Below are 19233 nucleotides of genomic sequence, written 5' to 3'. Positions count from 1 at the left end.
TATTTCTTACAGGTTTAGGTCGGTTATTCCTCAAACAATTTTTCGCCCCTAGAAAGGCGTACAGCTATTTTTGCAGTATGGGAGATTTCCCTGCTTGTCGGTGCATGAGCTGCAATATATCTGACTGCAGCAAAGATCATTGTGTCTTTTGCCCATTCTGCAAAGTCACTTTCATCATTCTCCCAACTCTCATGTTCAGTGATAGCTGCTTCAAATACCTGAAATGTATGAAACTCGGCGTCTTCTCTTAAAACCCCATGCCCCAGTGCGTTAAAAAGAGCTTTTTTCTTTCCACCCCTGTTTAAGTAATCAGCAGCCCATTTCGCTGCCTGGTCTGTTTGCTGCTGTTTATCCAAGAGTGTCAAAAACTCATCAGTCTCAGGAGGGGTGTTGTTGTCGCCCCGGGTCCGCTCCGGCCGTCTCGCAGACGGTGTGTTAAGAAACCGGTCTAAGTAAATACTCATGGCTGTGTGAAAGATTGCTCTTGTAAGTTCCGGCGTCACTGAGCGCTTCAGGCTCTCATGGACTGCATGGGCATGAGTGAATGTATGGAGAACGGTGATCCAGTCCCTGAATTCATTTTGCACGTGAAAACGGGCCAACCGTTCAGCGGCCGCTGCAGAAACCAGCTGGCCCAGCTTTACAGGAGAGGTTCCACTTTTCAGTTCGTCAAAAAGGGCGCGGATCGTCTCCAGTGGCTGATCATCCAGTATTAACTCAACGAGCTGCATTCTGTCAGTTTTTATTTCATCCTCACCGAAGGTCGTAGTCATCACTTCCTCAAAAACCGCTTCAAGAGGGGTAACGAGCTGTACCGGCGTCTGCCAGCTGTTTTGCTCTTCACTTCTTGAAGCATCAGAAAGCTCGGGCAAAAGGGATGTGAGTACGAAATCCCGGTTATCGCTTCCAATTCTGCCCAGTATTTCAAACGCTTTGTTATGAAAATCAAGTGTGTGCCCGGTATTCATGTAATAATGATCGGTTACGGAACGAAGCATCATGTCAGACAGCTCTTCATTGGAAGCACCAGACTCAATCGCAGTAAGGAGTACACGCTCCGCCCCCTGAACATCCCTGACTTCGATACTGTGGCGGTACCAATTGGAAAGCGTTTGTAATGAAGGGATATCTTCGTCCCCTCCCACCGGCAGTGGTCCTGTTAAAAAACGGGTACCCATACCGGCACTCTCCCTTGCTACATGGGCAAGCCCCTGATACAATGCGAGTATCTGTCCGTTTTTATCGAGATAGGGAAGCATATTTGTCATCGATGTGAGAATGGTGAGGCCGGATCTCCATCCTTTATAACGATGCCTGGTCCCAAACTCCACACCGACCTTCGCAATATCAGCCAGCGGTTCCCGCGCCTCAACAAGTCCAACAACTGCCTTTGCGATAACGAGGCTCAGATTCTGCTCCAGACCTTCTTTTAAACGATTACGAAGAGATGAAACCGTCTGCTTGTTTTTCGGAAGAGTAACCACCCAGACCTCATTACCTATTACTTCAACTGGATAGGCCGGAACATCATCAGCCCACGGATCGAGTGTGCCGCCCGTTTTAATGTCAAAGCGTGCATGATGCCAGTGGCAGGTTAAAAGTCCGTCACAGACGCTCCCGAGGTGCAAGGGAAAGCCTAAATGGGGACAGCGGTTATCCACAGCATAAAATGCATCATTGTCTGCGATAACTGCGATTCCATGGTTCCCTCCCTTGATCACTTTTGGTGATCCCTGTTTCATTTCATCTACTGTTCCCGCATAAATCCGTTCTTCATTCATCTCTGCAATCACTCCTTCACATTATTAAGGTCAGTTTACAAAGAACCGGGTAAAAGAACATGGGAGTCAGACCGCATTATTTTTAAGACCTCAGTCTTAGATTTCATTTCTTCAGCACCGGCTCACTCACATCTTCCATTCCAGCTAGGGCAAGAACCGTCAGAAGAATCTGCCAAGGGCCAAAATAAGCATCAGTCGGGTCGAAGTATTCGTTTAGGGTATGGGCACTGCCGAACGCCCCTCCGCCTCCTAGTGTAAGAGATGGAACTCCAAGGCTGATGGGAACATTCGAGTCTGTGCTGATGGGTCCGCTGAATAATGGATCAAGTCCAATCTGCCTGACTGCTTCAGCAGCAGTCTGAACAATAGGATCTTTTGAAGACTGTGTTCCGGCGGGCCTGTCGCCCACAAGCTCAATATCTACATCCATGGGGCCTCCAGACCTCTCGTGTCTTTCTTTCAGAGCAGCTTTTTTTATAATTGTCAACACCTTGTCCTCGAGTAATTTCAGGGCTTTCGGATCTGTTGATCTGAGGTCAATCACCATTGATGCTTTTTCAGCGATCGTATTGACCGTAGTCCCTCCCTGAATTGCACCTACGTTAAAGGTCGTTTTAGGCTCTTCAGGAACAGCTATTTCAGCGATTTCTCCGACTGCCCTTCCAAGAGCGTGGATGGCGCTTGGTGTACCGAAGTCACCGAAACTATGTCCGCCCTTACCTGTAAAAGTTACTTTATGACGACGGCTTCCTGTGCCGGCAAAAATAATTCTTGATGGGGATCCCGGTTCAATTGAAATGAAGCCATCAATGTCATTCCGTGTCTCAAAAAGACCTTTCACACCATATAAATCACCCAAACCTTCTTCACCTACGGTAGCTCCGATAATGAGATCACCCACCGTCCTGAGATCATATTTTTTCATTACTCTCGCCAGAGTCAGTACAACAGCAAGTCCCCGGCCATCATCTGCAATACCCGGAGCGTAGATTTTTCCTTCTTTCCACGTTGCTTTTACAGGAGTTCCTGAGGGGAAAACCGTATCGAGGTGGGCACAAACAACAATCTTCGGCCCCTTTCCTGTCCCTTTTCTTACTCCGAAAACATTCCCGTGCTTGTCGGTCGAAATATTCTCGATACCTGCTTCTTCCAACCTCAAAGCATAGACCTTCCCCCGTGTTTCTTCCTCAAAAGTAGGTGCTTCAATTTCAGTGATTTCAATTTGATCCTCCAGCGTACGGGATGCTTCTTTCTTTATTTCTTCCAATGCCCACCTGACTTTTTCATTTTCTGCAATCTCTTTTATGAATGTGCGAATAGACTGACTACTCATTCGTTAACCCTCCATTTTTTTCTGCACTGAACTACTTCGCTTTAAAATAGTAAGAGTCCTTCTAAAAGAGTATGGTACAATACTATTAATTCGCAACTCTAAATAGATTGGAGTCATACAATGAATTCGGTTCATTTATTCAGATTTCTGGAAACAGTGATGATCGGTGTGACCGGGGGATTTGTGTTTGCCATTCTCGCCCTCCCCCTACCCTGGGTACTCGGAGCACTTACCTTTGTTCTAATTTGGCAGGGTGTCACCAAACGAATGGCGTTCTTTCCTGATCCTGTGAAAAATACCGGCTTTTTAACCCTCGGCATTTATTTTGGCCTTTACTTTACCGCCGCTACTTTTCTTACTGTTGGTCCCTACATACTCCCTTATGCTGCAGCAACGGTCATCCTTATTGTAATAAGCATTGGAGCAGCAATCTTTGTTTCAAGACGTATTAAGGTTGATGAAATCACCAGTGTGTTCGGGTCGATTCCCGGCGGGTTAACAGAGATGGCAATTGCAAGTGAAGCCTTAAAAGCAAACTCTTCCCTTGTGATTATCTTTCAGACTGTTCGTTTGTTAACGGTGCTGTTCATCGTTCCTGTTGTGATTATCTTCGCTTTTTCACAGGGACAGACCGGTACTGGTGTACCCGTCAGTGCAAACGAGGCGGCGGATCAGTCCTGGGGATTGGCAGCATTGTGGTTTATCATTCCTGTGGCCATTGGGATATGGAAGCGAAACCTTATTCCTGCGGGAATTGTGATTATTCCTCTTTTCTTCACCGCACTGATTAATATTTTTATCGTATCCTTACCTGTTCTTCCTCCGCTGTTACTCATTTCTGCACAGGTTGCCGTAGGAATAGGTTTAGGAAAACGAATCTCGTTTGATGATTTAAAAGCAGGAGGCAAATACTGCTTTGTATACGGAGGAATAGCCATTCTTCTCATTTTTGTTTCATTCGGACTGGGTGGTTTACTCTCATTTTTTACAACACTCAGTCTGCCAACTGCGTTATTAAGTGTCGCACCAGGCGGACTTATTGAGATGGTACTGACTGCTTCCATTGTAGGTGGCGATCCAGCTGTGGTAAGTGCATTACAGCTCACCAGACTTCTGGTAATCATCATCTTTGTACCGCCTTTATTAAAATGGTACTTTAACAAAAAAGCTGGAAACCGTCAGTCAACACCAACTTCCGTGTAACAGGTAAAAGCGCTTTGTTAATATCAGAATTTGATTTGCGCTAATTGAATTCATCAGCTCAGCGCCCGTAAGCCTTTTTCTCCTCACTCCTTTAACACTGCTCACTTTCTTGAGAGGGGCTGTGACAAAACCCATCTAAAATAGAATGGCCCTCACCGCTTTGAGAGCCATTTCTTTTTTTATATTTTGCATAAGCGTTGATTGATCAGAAATACACTCGCTTGCCGCGGGCAAGGCTTCAGCTAATCGTGGAAAGATCATCTCGATGGATCTTCAGCTCTTGCCTTCCCGCAGGCGTCTCTGGTTACGAACCGAGCTACCGGACAATCAATCGTTTCCGTGTTGACCCGGAAGCTAAGGAATTACTTCATCAGTGTTTTGTTCAACCGTTTTTTACTTCATTAAAGACTGTTTTGTCCCAGCCTCCTCGTTCTTCTTCCTCCGTGCACTTTATCAGTGTAAAGCTAAAACGCGGTTATGCAGGTATTTGTGTGATTTTCACAATGGGGATATAATCAACTTTGTGTCTATTTGAGCAAAGCATCTGTGTGAAACGTGAAGGAAGTGAAAAAGAGTGAGAATTTTATATATGATCCTTGGCAGTGCCGTTGTGAGTTTCGGTGTTCTTATCCTCCAGAGCTCACAGGTAATAACAGGTGGAACAGCCGGCCTTGCCCTGAGTTTATCATACTTAATCAGTTCATCGTTCGGACTGGCTTTTCTATTAATCAACATCCCTTTTTATATTCTGTCGTTTATGAAAATGGGAAAGAAGTTTACGTTCTCTACTATTTTTGCAGTTACTACGCTCTCAGTAATGACAGAAGCCCTGCAGTTATTTCCGTCCTTTCAGATTAGCCCTTTTGTCGGCTCTATCCTGGGCGGCTTGATAATCGGTTTCGGACTGGCAGTGTTGTTTCTGAACGGTTCCTCCCTTGGAGGAGCAAATATACTTTGTCTCTTTTTGCAAAAGAGATTCGGATTTGATCCAGGTAAAAGCCTGTTTGTGTTTGACTCCCTGGTCATTCTCACAGGGCTTGTATCTGTAGGCCTTGTCAGAGGATTTTATTCCATCCTTTCTGTTTTAATGATCTCCTTTATCGTAAGCATGATTAAAGGGAAGATTACAGCCAATCAACCTGCAGCTCCAGTTGCTCATCAAGTGCCTGCGGGTCAGGTATCCTAAAAACTGGAGAGGGAGGCTCATGTGTATAATACTTCACATGAGCCTCTCTCTTTTAGGTTCTCCCTTTTCTAATAGCTTGTGGCAACAGGTACGACAACATAAACCTAGTTATTACAGAAGAAGCCTGCTTTCCCAGCTCTTTCCGCTGGGTGCCGGTGAGCCAGGTTCTCACCCTGGCGCCCACTTCGGAAGGAGGTTCGGGGTACTCCGGCTTCTTCATCTTTTTTACAATCTTTGCAAAAACAGCCTTTAGGATTTTTAAAATAAGCTTTTATAAAGCTGATTTTGATTTCCGCTCTTTTGCGCTCCTTGTCTATGAGCACGCATTCACTGCAATTTCCTTTTTTAATAAACCAATATAATTATAAACACACCAATTCATCAAAAAATCAGCCATCCATTTCGCAAAAGTATTCTCAAATCAGATTAATAACATCATAACCAAAGAAAATCATCGTACCGATAATAAAAAAGAACGTGCCCTGGAGCATAAAGACAGTCCCCCAGATGACAGCGGGAACTTTTGTTGCTTCTGCCAGCAACATTGCATCTCCTGCCTGTCTATTCCTAAACACGCTTAACATGAAGATCCCCCATGAACTTGCAAACGCCTGGGTGAGTATAGTTATCCCAATAACAGTTATCAAAAGTTCAAAATAACGCTGTTCTGCATAAATGTATACAGCAGTCAAACCTCCTATTACAGAAAGGACCCATAACCATCCCACCAGATTTCTTACCCAAAAGATAAGCACATAAATAAGAAGGATAAAAAGTCCCAGAGCAATCTCCTCAAAGTACCCCTGAGTAATAAGATAAATAACCACGACACTCATGAGAGAAGAAACAGGATAACCGCAAAAGACAGTAATCACTCTTCCAAACCAGTGGTGCTGAAAAACCGCGAGCCCACCGGTATTTTGAAATAAAGAAATGGAGACGACTCTGCCTCCTGTCAGGCGGGCTACGAGGGCATGTCCGAGACTCTCATGTATCAGCGTATTAAACAGCCGGAAATAGGACCCGATCACCGGCAGGTAGGTTATTCCCAAAACGATTATAAACAGGAGTATGTAAAAGTACAGATCATCATTCACGGGTAATCACCACCTTAAAAAGAGGTCATTCGGAAAAGCTGTTTTCATATAGATTGTTGCTGTTTTCTGAAAGTATTGTTGAAGCCAACGCGCCGTTCGCTTTTCATGGCGGTTCTGGTAAGCCACCTGCGCCCCTTACCGAAAACAGCGTTCAAAAAAGAGCACAGCCTGAGCTATGCTCCTTATCTTAGTTTTCGTCCTTTGATACAAGCGTCCTTCCCTCTTTTTGGACCACTTTCCCTTCTTTCATCAGCCTTCCGAGTGCGCGTTTAAATGCAGCTTTACTGATTTTAAATTCTTCCCGTATTGCATCAGGATCACTTTTATCTGTAAAAGGCATTTCGCCTCCGGTACGAATGAGGTAATTGAAGATATCCTCTGCATCATCGTCAAGTACCGTTTCTTTTACCGGACGTAATGTCACGTTTAATGATCCGTCTTCTTTTACATCAATGATCCTGCCTTCAACCCATTCACCGAGGCGGGGTTCAACCTTTCTCTCCATGTAATGGATAAAACCGCGGTAGCCGGATTCTGTGATGATAAAAGAACCAACCTTAGTCGAGCGGTACACCCGCCCGTCAATTGCCGAGCCTTTTAACTCAGCAGGTGCTTTTTTAAACGAATCCTCCACCACTGTTTCAGTAGCCGGCCTGGCAAGCAGGCGGCCTTTTTTATCCGTTTCCAGTGTGACAAAAAGTTCATCACCTTTTTCAGGCCACACCTTCTCAATAAGTGGCAGGTAATCGCTTGAAACTAACACATCCTGCTTGAGGCCGATTTCTACAAAGACCCCAAGTCCACTTACCTTGTCAACAACCTGGGCCCAGTCATAGGTTTCTGCAGTAATATGAGGAAGGTCCATTGTAGCGACTACCTCACCTTTTTTATTCTGGTATATAAACACGGATAATTCATCCCCGGGAGCAAGGGGCCCTTTTACTTCTTCTTTTGGAAGAACAACAATCTCTTCTCCATCCGACAGAACAAAGTCTCCCCCTACTTCCTGTGTCGCCGTTAGGTTGTAGATCATTCCTGTTTCAAATGTCATGGTAATCCTTCTTTCAGCAATTGATTTTAACTTCTTGTATTATAGCACAGCCTTCCACTCTAATTCTCATGATGTGTGTATTGTTTAGATTTCAAGGAAAAGCTAGTAAGTAGTAACGTTTAGCGAGGAGGAGTTATCTTGAAACAACAAAAACAATCTTTTTGTGATACAGAGTATGGAGCATTGAGAAAAGTGGCTGTCTGCGAACCGCATCATATTGCAATACGTGATGTGATAAATGAAACACAAAAAAAATATGAAAAAGAAGGGCTGAATGTTAAGCTCGCCCTCAAACAGCACCGTGATTTCACTTCCGAACTGGAAAAGCACGGTGTAGACGTCATCCATCTCGAACCTAAGGAACACTTTCCCGAACAAGTCTTTACAAGGGATATCGGTTTCACACTTGGCCAGACCATCTTTGTATCAGAAATGGCTCAAAAGGTGCGGCACGGTGAGGAAGAACATTTGAAAGACTGGCTAAAACGTTCCAAAATAAGCTATTATAATCTTCTCGGTGATAAAATTGAAGGTGGCGATGTGGTGATCGACGGACACAACATATACATAGGTGTGAGTGAGCGTACAGATGAAGGTTCCATTGAACATCTGCAGAGTCTTCTTCCCCAGTACGCTGTCACATCAATCCCCTTCCCCCACAAATATTTGCACCTTGACTGTATCTTTAATGTATTAAGCCCTTCTGAGGCAATTATTTTTCCAGGGGTGATGAGTGAGTTCGATGAGGAAATGCTGACGTCCCGCTATGATTGTATACGGGTATGTGAAAAAGAGCAGTTTACACTCGGTACAAATGTCCTCTCCATTGGTGATCGTAAAGTATTCAGTCTGCCTGTAAACAAGAAGGTAAATGAAGAATTACGCTCACGGGGGTATCATGTTATTGAAGTGGATATCTCAGAAATCATAAAATCAGGTGGATCTTTCCGCTGCTGTACAATGCCAGTTCTTCGATCAAAAGCCTAAAAGACTGCGGACTTTGCTTCTTTAAGCAGCACCATCTGCCTGAGAGCTTCGCAATAATCGCTCGTAACATCAATATTCCCGGGTACTGATGCAGAACTGAAATAGTCTGGTACCTTTGTGTTATGAAACCAATCTTTTTTATACGAAGCCACTGGCTTCTTATCAGACCAGGCATCAGTTAATACCGGGCTGTAAAGAAAAGGATCTGCATTCTCAAAACAGCTGTGCCATTCATTTCCTGTTACACTCTCCCTGTTTTTTGAAAACATGTGAGGCCAGTAATCTGAACGTGAAGCCGTATGGGGCACTTTATTGGCAAAAGACAATGCCCCCACAGTTAACAAAGGCGTGTCAAAAAGAAGAGAATACAGTTTCTTCCCGATCATAATCCGCTCAGATACTTCATCAAAGCTGCTGACAGTCAGTCCGCTTAGACGGATCCTCCCTTTCAGTTCATAAGGAAATATCACCCGGGTAAGCGATAATAGATCCTGTAACTGAAATTTCCAGGATTTAAAAACAGTTTCGTGAAACACAGGATGCTGGATGACCGGTTTTTCAATAAGGTGCTGTTCATTAATAATCAGACCTATGGTGAGAACGGCACTGTCCCCTGTTGCTAGAAACGTCCGCCACACGGCACACATGAACCGGGATACATTTAACAATGGTAAATATGATAACGGCCGGTCATCACCCATTTGCTTTACTTGTTCATACACGAGCAGCTGGGAATATGCATCGTCAAAAATGAGTTGATTAGCCTTTTCAAGAAAATGAAAATAGTGAATTTGGTCCTTTTTAGGTATAAAAGCCTGAAGTAAGCTTCCTTTCAGGTCTGTCATGTTCCAACCGCCATTTCTGGAAACCATATGGGCGAGGAAAGCCCAGTGAACTTCAGGATGCTTGTTGTAAAAAGATAAATAGGCTTCGGTTCTGATTACATTATTTCGATTAAGCCCCCTTGTCGTTTCACGAATGGCACGGATTCTCTCCCTGTCTTCCTGAAACGTCACAGCAGGTTGGTACATTTCTTTTGTAAGTTCTTCCTTTAAGCGGTGAAGAGATTCCATTTTCACACCGGTATTTACTTTCTCTTTTTTCAGAAGCTGATTATGTTCGTCCTGTGAAGGATCTTTGAACATCCATTCAAGAAATGATTTCAGCCTGTACACGACAAAACCCCTTTCTCTCTTAACACTTATGAGAAAGGGGTTCTTTGCATTCCTGCCGAGTCTTTAAACAAGAACGTTCATTTCCGCTCCAATCGACATTACAAAAGGTTTGACAACTCGTCTTTTTCTTTGAGCAGTCTGTGCTGTTCGCTTGAATCGAACAAGGCTTCAAATCGTGTGAGTTCGAGGTCAATTGCTTCAATCACCTTTTCTTTGACCGAATCCTCGAGCTCAGACACGGATGCTTCAATTGCCGCTTTAAACTCGGACATGGAAGCTTGCAGGAGGGATGACGCTTTTTTATGACCTTCGCTGATCAACTGCTCTCTTACTTCCTTCAGCCGTCCATTTTCGAAAATATCCTTCTTTGTTTTCAGCATAGATGTATAGAAATCTGCATCGATGGAAAGGTCAAGTGTGTGCCGCTCGGGACTTACAGGAGCAGGTTTGACCTGGTGCTCAATATAGAGATAAGGGAGCTTTGTCTGGATTACACCTGCTTCCTCCTTAATCCAATTGTCCACACGCCGGGCGATTCTTTGTTCCATTCTGATGAATGTTGCTTCAAGCTCCTGTGACAAAAACTGTTCACCAAAGCCAATCCATTCCTTTACAGCTGCTTTAAACTGTTCATGTAATACACGTTTTGTGTTTCCGGTTAGTACAGTCACGTTAAAGGATGTTGAGAAATAATCGGAAAGAACATAGCGCATCCGTTCCCGGAGGTAGATCATAAGCTGCTCGAACTCTTCTCCTGCATCTTGCTTTACAAAATCGAAGTTCGCTTCAGACACTCTTGATTTCTCTGCTTTTACAATTCTTTTTATCCTCTCGTGCTCCTGCTTTTGATCCTCTTTCTTACTGTTCATAAAGGCCAGGCTTTCATCTGCCTTATTCACAAACGTTGAGAGCTGGTTTTTAATCATTTCTGCACTCAGCCTCTTCAGCTCATCAATCGTTTCAGTATAAAAGGTATGCTCAAATTCGCTGAAAGGGTCTCTTTCATCCTGGTGCTGCATTTTTTTAAGCCTGAGTCCTTCCTTACTTGATAAATGAAACAGACGCGGTGATTCTATTCCGTTGCGCACAAGCTGGTCTTTCACATGTTTACGAACGCCATTGAGCTCACCTTCACTTGAGGCAAGATCTGAGGCATTGATCACAAAGTACAATTTGTCATCGGTAAAGCTCTCATTCACCTTCCCCATCTGCTGCAGGAAGTACTCGTCAGCTTTTGAAAATGCATGGTTGTAATACGTAAGGTAAAAAATCGCATCAGACTGGCGCATTTGCTTAAAGGCTACATTTGTATGTCGGCCGTGGATCGAATTGACCCCAGGAGTATCAACAAGAACAACTCCGCTTTTTGTGACCTTGCAGTCATAAAAAAGGTTAACCTGCTCAACAAGACAGGCATACGCCTCGTCTGCCACGACAGGTTTCAGTTCGCCGTGGGTAAGGGTGAACGTGGATCCAAGCTCCCACTTGGTCTGAAGCAGACTGTCACGTAATGTTTCCAGGTATTCTGCGTACGTTTTTTGCGTGCTCGTTACGTAGCCTTTCTTACTAGCCTTCCAGCTTTTAATCGTGTCCAGGGTGAGATCAGCACCAATCTCCTTGGATACAGCTTTAATTTCTTTTTCAATGGTATCCTCAGATTTAACGATGACCTCAGCTGTCCCGTGAGCGTGCTCATCGGTACTTTTCTGAACAGTGTTAACCGTGGCTGTCGTCGGATTTGGGGAAACGGGTAAAACATCTGCTCCAAGAAGCGCATTCGCAAAGCTTGATTTTCCAGCGCTGAAAGCCCCGAACAACGAAACAATAAACGTCTGATTGTTAAATCGTTCCACCCTCTCCATAAGCTGCTTTCGTTCGTTGGACAGTAATGCAACGTCTTGGTACTCACACATTACCGAGTTTACTTTTTCCAGCCACTGCGCCGTATTTTTTTCATTAAATGTCTTTTCGCGCTTGATTTTTTGGTCTTGCTGATCCGTTGCGATCACACTTTCTTCCGGAAGCTCAATTTCAGTGAGAGCCAAAGTATCCCCATTGTCCGGATAGCTTTTTTTCATGGTCTCCTTAAGTGCTTTCCTGAAATGGCTGTCTTCTTTCAATTCTGAGCGTTTCTTGTCTACCAGAAGGATTATCCGGTCATACTCGGTACTCAAAGAATCCATCTTTTCTTCAAATACCTCAACCTCTTCAAGGTTCGTTTGTTTTTCCTTCAAAGCTTCAAGCTCAGCTTGATTTTGTTTTTCCATCCCCGCAGCATATAAAGCCAATAACGAATTTGCCTGATCCTGAATATCACGTACGACTGTACCCGTCACCTGAGAGGTAAACGTGCGCACATACTGTCGGTCCGTATGGTCCGTTTTAACACTTTGCTGAAGTATGATGCTTAAGTCCGGTACCTGAAATTTTGAAAGTGCCGTTTCAAATGCATCTTTATTGGTGAGTTTTGTTCGGTCAAGCTCCTGTAAATAGGTTTTCACCTTGTAAAATAATAATGTTTTCACCTTATCTTCAAGTTCAGTTACAAGATCATTAAAACGGTTCTCTCTTTCTTCCTCTGTTTTTTTCTTAGTAAAAAGGACACCTACCTTAAACCCCGGCTTAAAGGACTCAATCCAGTTTTCAGCAAGTTCGGTTGTCGTATAAGGGAACAGCGTGACGTTTGAGAACGTCCGTTTAAAGTGATCCTGAAATGACTGCTTCAGCCATTCTTCATAGTTACAGAGCTGATCGATCCGGGTTTGCAGGATGCTTTTCTCAGAAAGCTGGCTTTCATCAAACCCCTTCTCTTCCATTTCTTCTTTCACTTCTTCGATTTTTTCATGTTTCTCTTCCTCAAGCCTTAATTGGACCGCATTAAGGAAGCCTTGCTGAAGGCGGATTCCCGATTGTTCAAAGAGTTCTTCTCCATGAAACAAAATGGCTTTAAGCATACTTTCCAGACGGGTAAATTCATTAAGGGGATGTGATGGTTCTTTCATTGTTGTAAAGAAGACATCCTCAGTCTGAATACCCCATTTATCAAGAACAGTGTTAAGAGAACGTTTAAACTCTTCGATTGATACCTCTTCTTCGTTATGCTTATCAATCTGATTAATCACAAGGAAAACAGGTTTTTTCTCAATGGAACACTGCTTCAGAAAGTAAAGATTCGTTTCTGACTGAACATGATTATAATCCATTACGTAAACGATGGCATCCGTTGTGTAAAGCTGCTCTAGAGTCACAGCCTCGTGAGCAGCGTCTGTGGAATCCACTCCGGGAGTATCAAGGATCCTGCTGTGCTTTCCAAGGAACGGAAATGGTCCTGTAATAGTAAGACCGGAAATATCATGGCCGTTCATTCCCCATTCTCTTACCTTAGGCCATGGAATTTCTCCTTTAAACACCTGATTTTCGTCATTACCTCTTGATTGAACAGATAAGCCGAGTTCCCCGTTTTCAATCGCAATGACATTTGCACTCGTCGGTATCGGACTGGTAGGGAGAATTTCCGCACCAACAAGACGATTAAGCAATGTTGATTTACCGGCTGAGAAATGTCCGCAAAAGGCTACCTCGAACGACGGAGATGAAAATTTGCGAGTCAGCTTTTGCAGGCGGAACTGCTCTTCAATTGTATATGGGAGATCGCTTTGGATTTTTGTTTGATCCTTCACAATTAAGGTCATGGGACTGCCCCTTTCTTTCACATACCACTATAACGAATTTCCCAACGATTGAGAAGGCTTTCACCCTTAAAGAAACGGAAAAGCACCAAAAAAAAATTTAAAAAACCTAAACAAAAACCAGTATCTTTTTCATATATATTTTAGTATGATACAAATGGTAAGTGAGAAATCAAATTGAATATCACTTAAATAATCAACGGATTATTTAGGGAAGGCAAATGGTGCGCCACCAGCAAGCTGGTTCTAGTGGGTTCGATTCCCACCCCGGAATTTTTTTCATTAAAAATTTCGAGGGTGGTCGGCTTTTGTTGAACTACCCTCACAGGAGGGGTAAACATGCTTATGAAACGTGATCTCAGCGATTGCGAAGCATTGTTCAACTTGTTGGTGCATCCAGATGTCTTCCCTTTTGTGCGTCATCGGGCATCAAGTGTTGAAGAGTATTTATTCGTAACAAAGCAGCTTATTGAAGCTGAAGAACAGGGAGAGCTTATCTCGAGAACGATTATTGATGAATGGGGCACCCCGATTGGAACCATTACTTTGTTTGACATTCAGAACAATGCAGGATTCCTTGGTACATGGATCGGAAAGCCCTACCATGGGATGGGCTACAATGAAAAGGCGAAGTCGGTATTTTTCGATGAGCTTTTCTTTTCAGGAAACATCGAACGTATTTATATGAAGGTGCGGAATACGAATGAGCGATCAAGAAAGGCGGTCTTAAAGCTCCCTTATGTTCAGGAGGTTTCAGCCACTCACCCTATTTTGGTCAGTCAGATTAATAAAGGTGCCCACCAGTACGACCTCTTTGAAATTTCTAAAGACATGTACAGTCTTCATATGATGCGTACTGCAGCAGAAGAGCCTCTCGTGCTGGCTAATGAAGCCTGAGGTAATCTGAAGTTTATAAAAAGCAATGGTGCCCCCACAAAGGGCTCAACCATTGTTTTTTTATTTTTGGATGCTGAAAACCAGGTTTCCTAAAAACGTGTGTTAAAATAATCACAACAAAGATTGGAGGGGCCTCACGATGAAAAAATGGGCATTTGTATCAGATTTTGACGGAACAATCTCGAAACAGGACTTTTACTGGATGGTAATTGAAAAGTATTTTCCTGAGGGTAGAACGCTGTATGATGAATGGAAATCAGAGAAAGTAAAAGATATTGATTTTTTAAGCCGGGTATTTAAATCCATTAACCAGGAGGAAGAGCAAATCATTCAGGATATTTATGATATGGCAATCGACCCCCACGTACCTGATTTTATCCGCAAGGTCCAGGAGAACGGCGGTGACTTTTTCATCCTGAGTGCCGGGACAGACTTTTACATTAAACATACTCTCGAAAAATACGGAATTACAAATGTACCTGTATTCTCCAACGAAGGTTTTTATAAAGAACAAAACGTACATATGAACGTGCAAGAATCAAACTGGCATTATCATGAACGTTACGGAATTGATAAATCAAAAGTCATTAAGAAGTTAAAAGAAGAATACGAAACCGTTGATTTTATCGGGGATAGTGAGCCTGATTCCCACCCTGCAGTTTATGCGGATACAACCTATGCCATCGGTGTCCTTCAGGAAATTCTGAAAGAGAGAAATGTACCTTTTATTCCCGTTTCTTCCTTTAAAGAAGTGGAAGCACACCTCATCGACAGCAAGGTCGTGACCGGGGAAGGATAAGACATGCAGCCAACAAACATTGCCATCCCTTCCCTACTTGAAATCGGATATGAGCTCGCGTTTGACCTGGACCGGCTGTTAAAGCCGTTTGCTTTTACCAAAGCAGTCATGTTCTTCGATGATTTTACCTTCTCAGCCTACGAGGACAGAGTTATGAATTCTGTAAAAGAAATTGAAATTCAGCCGAAAATCATCAAGGGACCGAAGTCCATGCTTGAGCTTACGGAAGAAGCGTTTCAGTTCAGCGCCCCTGATGTGATTATCGCAATGGGCGGAGGTACGATTATTGACTATGGGAAGTTCATCGCTTCCCTCAGAAAAATCCCGTTTATCAGCATGCCGACCTCCCCTTCCAATGATGGCTTTTCCAGCAGTACTTGCTCTCTTATGGTTAAAGGACAGAAAACAACCATTCCTGCCCACGTCCCATTTGGGATCATTGCTGATTTGAATATTATAAAAACAGCCCCGGTTCCTTTTATTCTTGCAGGAACCGGGGATCTCATGTCTAACATTACAGCACTATATGACTGGGAGTTTGAATCTTCCCATAAGAAGAATCAAATCAATCCCTTTGCTGCCATGATCAGTAAAAAAGCAGTAAACAGCTTTGTAAGAACACCCATGAATGATTTATATCATCCGGTTTTCCTAAAAGAACTCATCAGCTCTCTTACAATGGGAGGAATCTCTACTGTGATCAGCGGCAATACTGCCCCCATCAGCGGATCTGAACACTTGATTTCCCATGCTATGGACCGTCTGTTAAAAAAGCCTGCGATGCATGGGCTGCAGACTGGATTAGGTGCTTATATTATGGCCCATGTTCAGGATCACCGCGGAGAAAGGATGAGAAAAGTATTCTCCCGAACGGGATTCTTCGATTATGTAAAAACCCTCGCCATACCAAAAAGTACTGTTGAGGAAGCCGTACGGCTGTCACCGGATATTAAACCTGAGCGGTATACTTATCTTCATGACAGGACTTACCATCAAAGAGCATTGGCCTTTATTAATGAAGACAAAATCCTGAAGGAGATTCTGGTGTGATATTTCTGGAGTTTATTCCTGAACCTCAACAGATGACCTTTAAGAATCAAAGGTTGTTTTCGTATGGATTGTTGCTCTTACAATCATAAATTCCGCTACAGGCGGACGCTTTCCGGGGCATCAACTACAGCCTCATTAAAGTTTTTTCCTGCTTCTTCCTCTGCCAGCGTCTCCTTCGAAGTGGATGCGTCGAAGCAGCTCGCAGTTAATTTGTAATGTAAACCCTTGTCGCTGCCACAGGAAGTCTCGGGCACTTCTTCTTCATCTCACTTTTTGAAGCAACTTATCCGAAAACATACACCGATGCTAATTTATTCACACCATGGCGAAGTAAAGACAGGCTCGGCGCGAGTTCACAGAAAGGGAGGGTATTCCGTTCAACGAAGCTTAGATCATCGGTGAGAAGTTGAGAAACTCCCAAAATTGTATTTTCGGGTCAGACTGATTAAATCAAAAAAACGCCTCCATAAGACTGGTATTCAATACCTTGTGGAGTCGTTCTTTTTTAGGCTGTTATAAATTGGAGCGCAAGGAGCGGGTACAGGGAGCCTTGTTAAAAGAATGCTGCCCCTCTATCGGTTCGTTCAGGCTGCTTTTTTCCTATGGCGGTTTCTGATCTTCGTATCAACATATCCGGTGCCAAGGAAGACACCTGCAACAATTAAGAGGAACCCGAAAATCTGGTATCCGTGAATGGTTTCACCAAGAAGAAAGAATGATCCGATCAGAGCAAAAAAAGGAACGAGATTGTTAAAAATCGCTGTCTGACCTGCACCAATGTTTTGGATAGCGGCATTGTAGAGAATATGTCCAAGTCCAGTAGCAAGGATCGCTGATGAGAAAAAGACTCCCCGTACGATGGCTGTCTGATTGGTATACGTACTCAGCCCTTGTGGCTCAAATACCATACTCATCCCAATTAGTAATAAGGAACCAATCAGAAGCATGACTGCCGTGAGCTGTTTGGAAGAGACTGTTGCTGTTAACTTTTTAATAAAGATAAAGCTGATTGCCTGTGAAACCATAGAAACAAATACGAGTAGGTCTCCACGGGATATGATGACACTGTCTCCGTTTTGAAGCACGACAAGGGCAACCCCAATAAAACCTGTAACGATACCGAGAAGCCGCAGAAAAGTAAGGCGGTCTTTTAAGAAGATAACTGCCAGTACTGCTGTTGTTATGGGAATAAGTCCGAGGATCAATGACGCATTTGAAGCCGTTGTATTAACAAGCCCGACAGCAAGAAGGGCGTGGTGACTTAACTGTCCGAAAACAGCAATGATCATAATAAGCAGGTACTCTTTTGAAGTGAGTTTTCGTAATTCTTTCCGGAAATACAACACGGTAATGGCAGCAATTCCCGCCACAAAGATTCTTCCACCCTGCATTGCCACAGGGGAGATATGTTCGACAAGGAATTTCACCGCTACTACATTCATACCCCAGATAATCATCACGAAAAACAGCAGAGCATACGTAAACCCCCGTGACATTAGATCCCTCTTTCCATCGTTAATTCTATAGTTCTTTTTAAAGCGTGAATGGAAAGAACACAATCGTTTAATGAAGACCATTCTGCAGGATGATGGCTCACACCGTCAAGGCTTCGAACGAAGATCATACCTACAGGTACGCACCTTCCAACCATCATAGCATCGTGTCCTGCACCGCTCGGGAGAAGCACAGGTCTGATATCAAGTGATTCAACAGCTTCTTCTATTATTTTTAAAACCGACTCTTGAACAGGCACCGGAGGAATGCGTACCTTTTCATCAAAAGAAACTTCCGTATTGTATTGCTCTCCAGTTTGCAGGGCCAGTTCTTTTACCCGATCTGCAAGCTCGTCTCTCGTTTCCTTATGAATATCACGGATATCAACAGTCATGACCACTTCCCCAGGAATGACATTGATTCCGTTGGGATAGACTTGCAGCTGTCCGACCGTTGCCACTGCAGAGGCGCTGACCTCAGCAGGTGTACGGTAAACCTGCCTGACAAAGTCCCCGGCAGCTGCTAAAGCATCCTGCCTGTCGTCCATAGGGGTATTCCCTGCATGTCCGGCTTTCCCTTTAAAACCCACCTGGAGCCAGCAAGGTCCGGCGATGCCTGAAACTATCCCTACTGGAAGTCCTTCCCTCTCCAGCCTTTTGCCTTGCTCAATGTGAACTTCAAAGAATGCTTCTACATTAGAAAAATCCCGTGACGAATCAAATAACCCTTCCTCGTTCAAACCAGCCTGCTCAAGAACCTCTTTGAAAGGGGTGCCGAACACATCATTTACAGCCCTCATCTTCTCTTGATTCGTATGCCCGGTCATAGCTGTACTGCCCGTTAATCCTGATTTGAACCTGGAACCTTCTTCGTCAGAAAAAATGATAACTTCATACGTTTTACGGGGCTTATACCCGCTTTCCTTCCAGGCATCCACTACTTCAAGTGCTGCCAGAACACCCAGAGGACCATCAAAATGTCCCCCGTTCGGCACACTGTCCAGGTGGGACCCTGCCATTACAACGCGGTCCTTCATATCAGAGCCTTCAAGCTTTCCGATTACATTTCCAGCCCCATCTTCCCTGACGTCCAGACCTGCAGCTTTCATCCAGCCGGTAAGAACGTTTTTGGCAGCCGTCTCTTCATTAGAAAAGCCCATACGGCCTGAGCCCGAATCCGGTGTAAGCCCAATCTCCGAGAGTGCACCAAGTCGTTTTGCTATTCGCACACCGTTTACACCTTCTATTGTAAGGTTGCGATCATACTCACTGAGCAGTGAATGTATCAATGTTTCGGAAAATGAATTCATTGGCCTGTCCCCTCTTCACTTCGTGTATCTAAATAATTCTACACGCAATAAACCGGACTGACAACCAGAGCTTTACCTCCATAAAAATAGATTTTGTAATTTTATCAAAAAAGAATGACAATCATTGACGATAACGGGAAAACATATGATAATGACGGGTAACTTGCTGTACGTGCGTCAAA

General features: G+C 43.9%; 14 protein-coding genes. 6 read left to right on the top strand and 8 right to left on the bottom strand.

The window, feature by feature from the left end:
* Nucleotides 1-23: 23 nt before the first annotated feature.
* Together EBO34_RS05160 and EBO34_RS05155 are read right to left on the bottom strand one after the other, a co-directional pair.
* Nucleotides 24-1781, bottom strand: a complete 1758-nt coding sequence (locus EBO34_RS05160; RefSeq protein WP_122896854.1) for a Rieske (2Fe-2S) protein — start codon at nt 1779-1781, stop codon at nt 24-26.
* Nucleotides 1782-1884: 103 nt separating this feature from the next.
* Complete coding sequence (locus tag EBO34_RS05155) at nt 1885-3114, bottom strand: M20/M25/M40 family metallo-hydrolase (RefSeq protein WP_122896853.1); 1230 nt, start codon at nt 3112-3114, stop codon at nt 1885-1887.
* Nucleotides 3115-3234: 120 nt separating this feature from the next.
* Between EBO34_RS05155 and EBO34_RS05150 the strand changes: the two genes are divergently transcribed.
* Together EBO34_RS05150 and EBO34_RS05140 are read left to right on the top strand one after the other, a co-directional pair.
* Complete coding sequence (locus EBO34_RS05150) at nt 3235-4317, top strand: AbrB family transcriptional regulator (RefSeq protein ID WP_122896852.1); 1083 nt, start codon at nt 3235-3237, stop codon at nt 4315-4317.
* A 574-nt stretch (nt 4318-4891) separates the two neighbouring features.
* On the top strand, nt 4892-5503 hold the full coding sequence (locus EBO34_RS05140) for a YitT family protein (RefSeq protein WP_249414010.1): 612 nt from the start codon (nt 4892-4894) through the stop codon (nt 5501-5503).
* Nucleotides 5504-5919: 416 nt separating this feature from the next.
* Here EBO34_RS05140 and EBO34_RS05130 read toward each other — a convergent pair whose 3' ends face one another.
* Nucleotides 5920-6600, bottom strand: coding sequence for a M50 family metallopeptidase (locus EBO34_RS05130; RefSeq protein WP_122896849.1), 681 nt, complete (start codon nt 6598-6600; stop codon nt 5920-5922).
* A 187-nt stretch (nt 6601-6787) separates the two neighbouring features.
* Nucleotides 6788-7651 (bottom strand): CvfB family protein, encoded by an 864-nt coding sequence (locus EBO34_RS05125; protein ID WP_249414009.1) that lies wholly within the window; start codon nt 7649-7651, stop codon nt 6788-6790.
* Nucleotides 7652-7789: 138 nt separating this feature from the next.
* On the opposite strand from EBO34_RS05125, the gene EBO34_RS05120 reads away from it, so the two are divergent.
* The gene (locus EBO34_RS05120) at nt 7790-8638 is read left to right on the top strand and encodes a dimethylarginine dimethylaminohydrolase family protein (RefSeq protein ID WP_122896848.1); all 849 of its coding nucleotides are present in this window, start codon (nt 7790-7792) and stop codon (nt 8636-8638) included.
* On the opposite strand, the gene EBO34_RS05115 is transcribed toward EBO34_RS05120, so the two are convergent.
* A complete protein-coding gene (locus EBO34_RS05115) occupies nt 8635-9813 on the bottom strand; it encodes a DUF2515 family protein (RefSeq protein WP_122896847.1) in 1179 nt (392 codons plus the stop codon). The two genes, EBO34_RS05120 and EBO34_RS05115, sit on opposite strands and share 4 nt — an antisense overlap.
* Before the next feature lie 98 nt (nt 9814-9911).
* Complete coding sequence (locus tag EBO34_RS05110; RefSeq protein WP_122896846.1) at nt 9912-13505, bottom strand: dynamin family protein; 3594 nt, start codon at nt 13503-13505, stop codon at nt 9912-9914.
* A 336-nt stretch (nt 13506-13841) separates the two neighbouring features.
* On the opposite strand from EBO34_RS05110, the gene EBO34_RS05105 reads away from it, so the two are divergent.
* From EBO34_RS05105 to EBO34_RS05095, 3 genes are all read left to right on the top strand, one after another.
* Nucleotides 13842-14399 (top strand): GNAT family N-acetyltransferase, encoded by a 558-nt coding sequence (locus EBO34_RS05105; RefSeq protein ID WP_122896845.1) that lies wholly within the window; start codon nt 13842-13844, stop codon nt 14397-14399.
* A 139-nt stretch (nt 14400-14538) separates the two neighbouring features.
* Nucleotides 14539-15198: an MtnX-like HAD-IB family phosphatase gene (locus EBO34_RS05100; RefSeq protein WP_122896844.1), complete on the top strand. Its 660-nt coding sequence runs from the start codon at nt 14539-14541 to the stop codon at nt 15196-15198.
* Between the two features lie 3 nt (nt 15199-15201).
* Nucleotides 15202-16248: an iron-containing alcohol dehydrogenase family protein gene (locus EBO34_RS05095; protein WP_122896843.1), complete on the top strand. Its 1047-nt coding sequence runs from the start codon at nt 15202-15204 to the stop codon at nt 16246-16248.
* 584 nt (nt 16249-16832) lie between these two features.
* Here the strand turns inward: EBO34_RS05095 and EBO34_RS05090 are convergent.
* On the bottom strand, nt 16833-17744 hold the full coding sequence (locus EBO34_RS05090; RefSeq protein WP_122896842.1) for a DMT family transporter: 912 nt from the start codon (nt 17742-17744) through the stop codon (nt 16833-16835).
* The gene (locus tag EBO34_RS05085; RefSeq protein ID WP_122896841.1) at nt 17744-19051 is read right to left on the bottom strand and encodes a Zn-dependent hydrolase; all 1308 of its coding nucleotides are present in this window, start codon (nt 19049-19051) and stop codon (nt 17744-17746) included. Before EBO34_RS05085 ends, EBO34_RS05090 begins: the two co-directional genes overlap by 1 nt.
* Between the last annotated feature and the right edge of the window lie 182 nt (nt 19052-19233).

This window comes from Alteribacter keqinensis, assembly GCF_003710255.1.
In the GTDB taxonomy this organism is placed as follows: domain Bacteria; phylum Bacillota; class Bacilli; order Bacillales; family Salisediminibacteriaceae; genus Alteribacter; species Alteribacter keqinensis.
Note: the sequence above shows the minus strand (reverse complement) of the source record. Positions and strands in the feature narration are given on the sequence as shown.

Coding starts and splice junctions, on each gene's coding strand:
- EBO34_RS05090 (WP_122896842.1), bottom strand. CDS start 17,744: ATGTCACGGGGGTTTACGTATGCTCTGCTGTTTTTCGTGATGATTATC.
- EBO34_RS05155 (WP_122896853.1), bottom strand. CDS start 3,114: ATGAGTAGTCAGTCTATTCGCACATTCATAAAAGAGATTGCAGAAAAT.
- EBO34_RS05125 (WP_249414009.1), bottom strand. CDS start 7,651: ATGACATTTGAAACAGGAATGATCTACAACCTAACGGCGACACAGGAA.
- EBO34_RS05150 (WP_122896852.1), top strand. CDS start 3,235: ATGAATTCGGTTCATTTATTCAGATTTCTGGAAACAGTGATGATCGGT.
- EBO34_RS05110 (WP_122896846.1), bottom strand. CDS start 13,505: ATGACCTTAATTGTGAAGGATCAAACAAAAATCCAAAGCGATCTCCCA.
- EBO34_RS05160 (WP_122896854.1), bottom strand. CDS start 1,781: ATGAATGAAGAACGGATTTATGCGGGAACAGTAGATGAAATGAAACAG.
- EBO34_RS05100 (WP_122896844.1), top strand. CDS start 14,539: ATGAAAAAATGGGCATTTGTATCAGATTTTGACGGAACAATCTCGAAA.
- EBO34_RS05095 (WP_122896843.1), top strand. CDS start 15,202: ATGCAGCCAACAAACATTGCCATCCCTTCCCTACTTGAAATCGGATAT.
- EBO34_RS05085 (WP_122896841.1), bottom strand. CDS start 19,051: ATGAATTCATTTTCCGAAACATTGATACATTCACTGCTCAGTGAGTAT.
- EBO34_RS05105 (WP_122896845.1), top strand. CDS start 13,842: ATGCTTATGAAACGTGATCTCAGCGATTGCGAAGCATTGTTCAACTTG.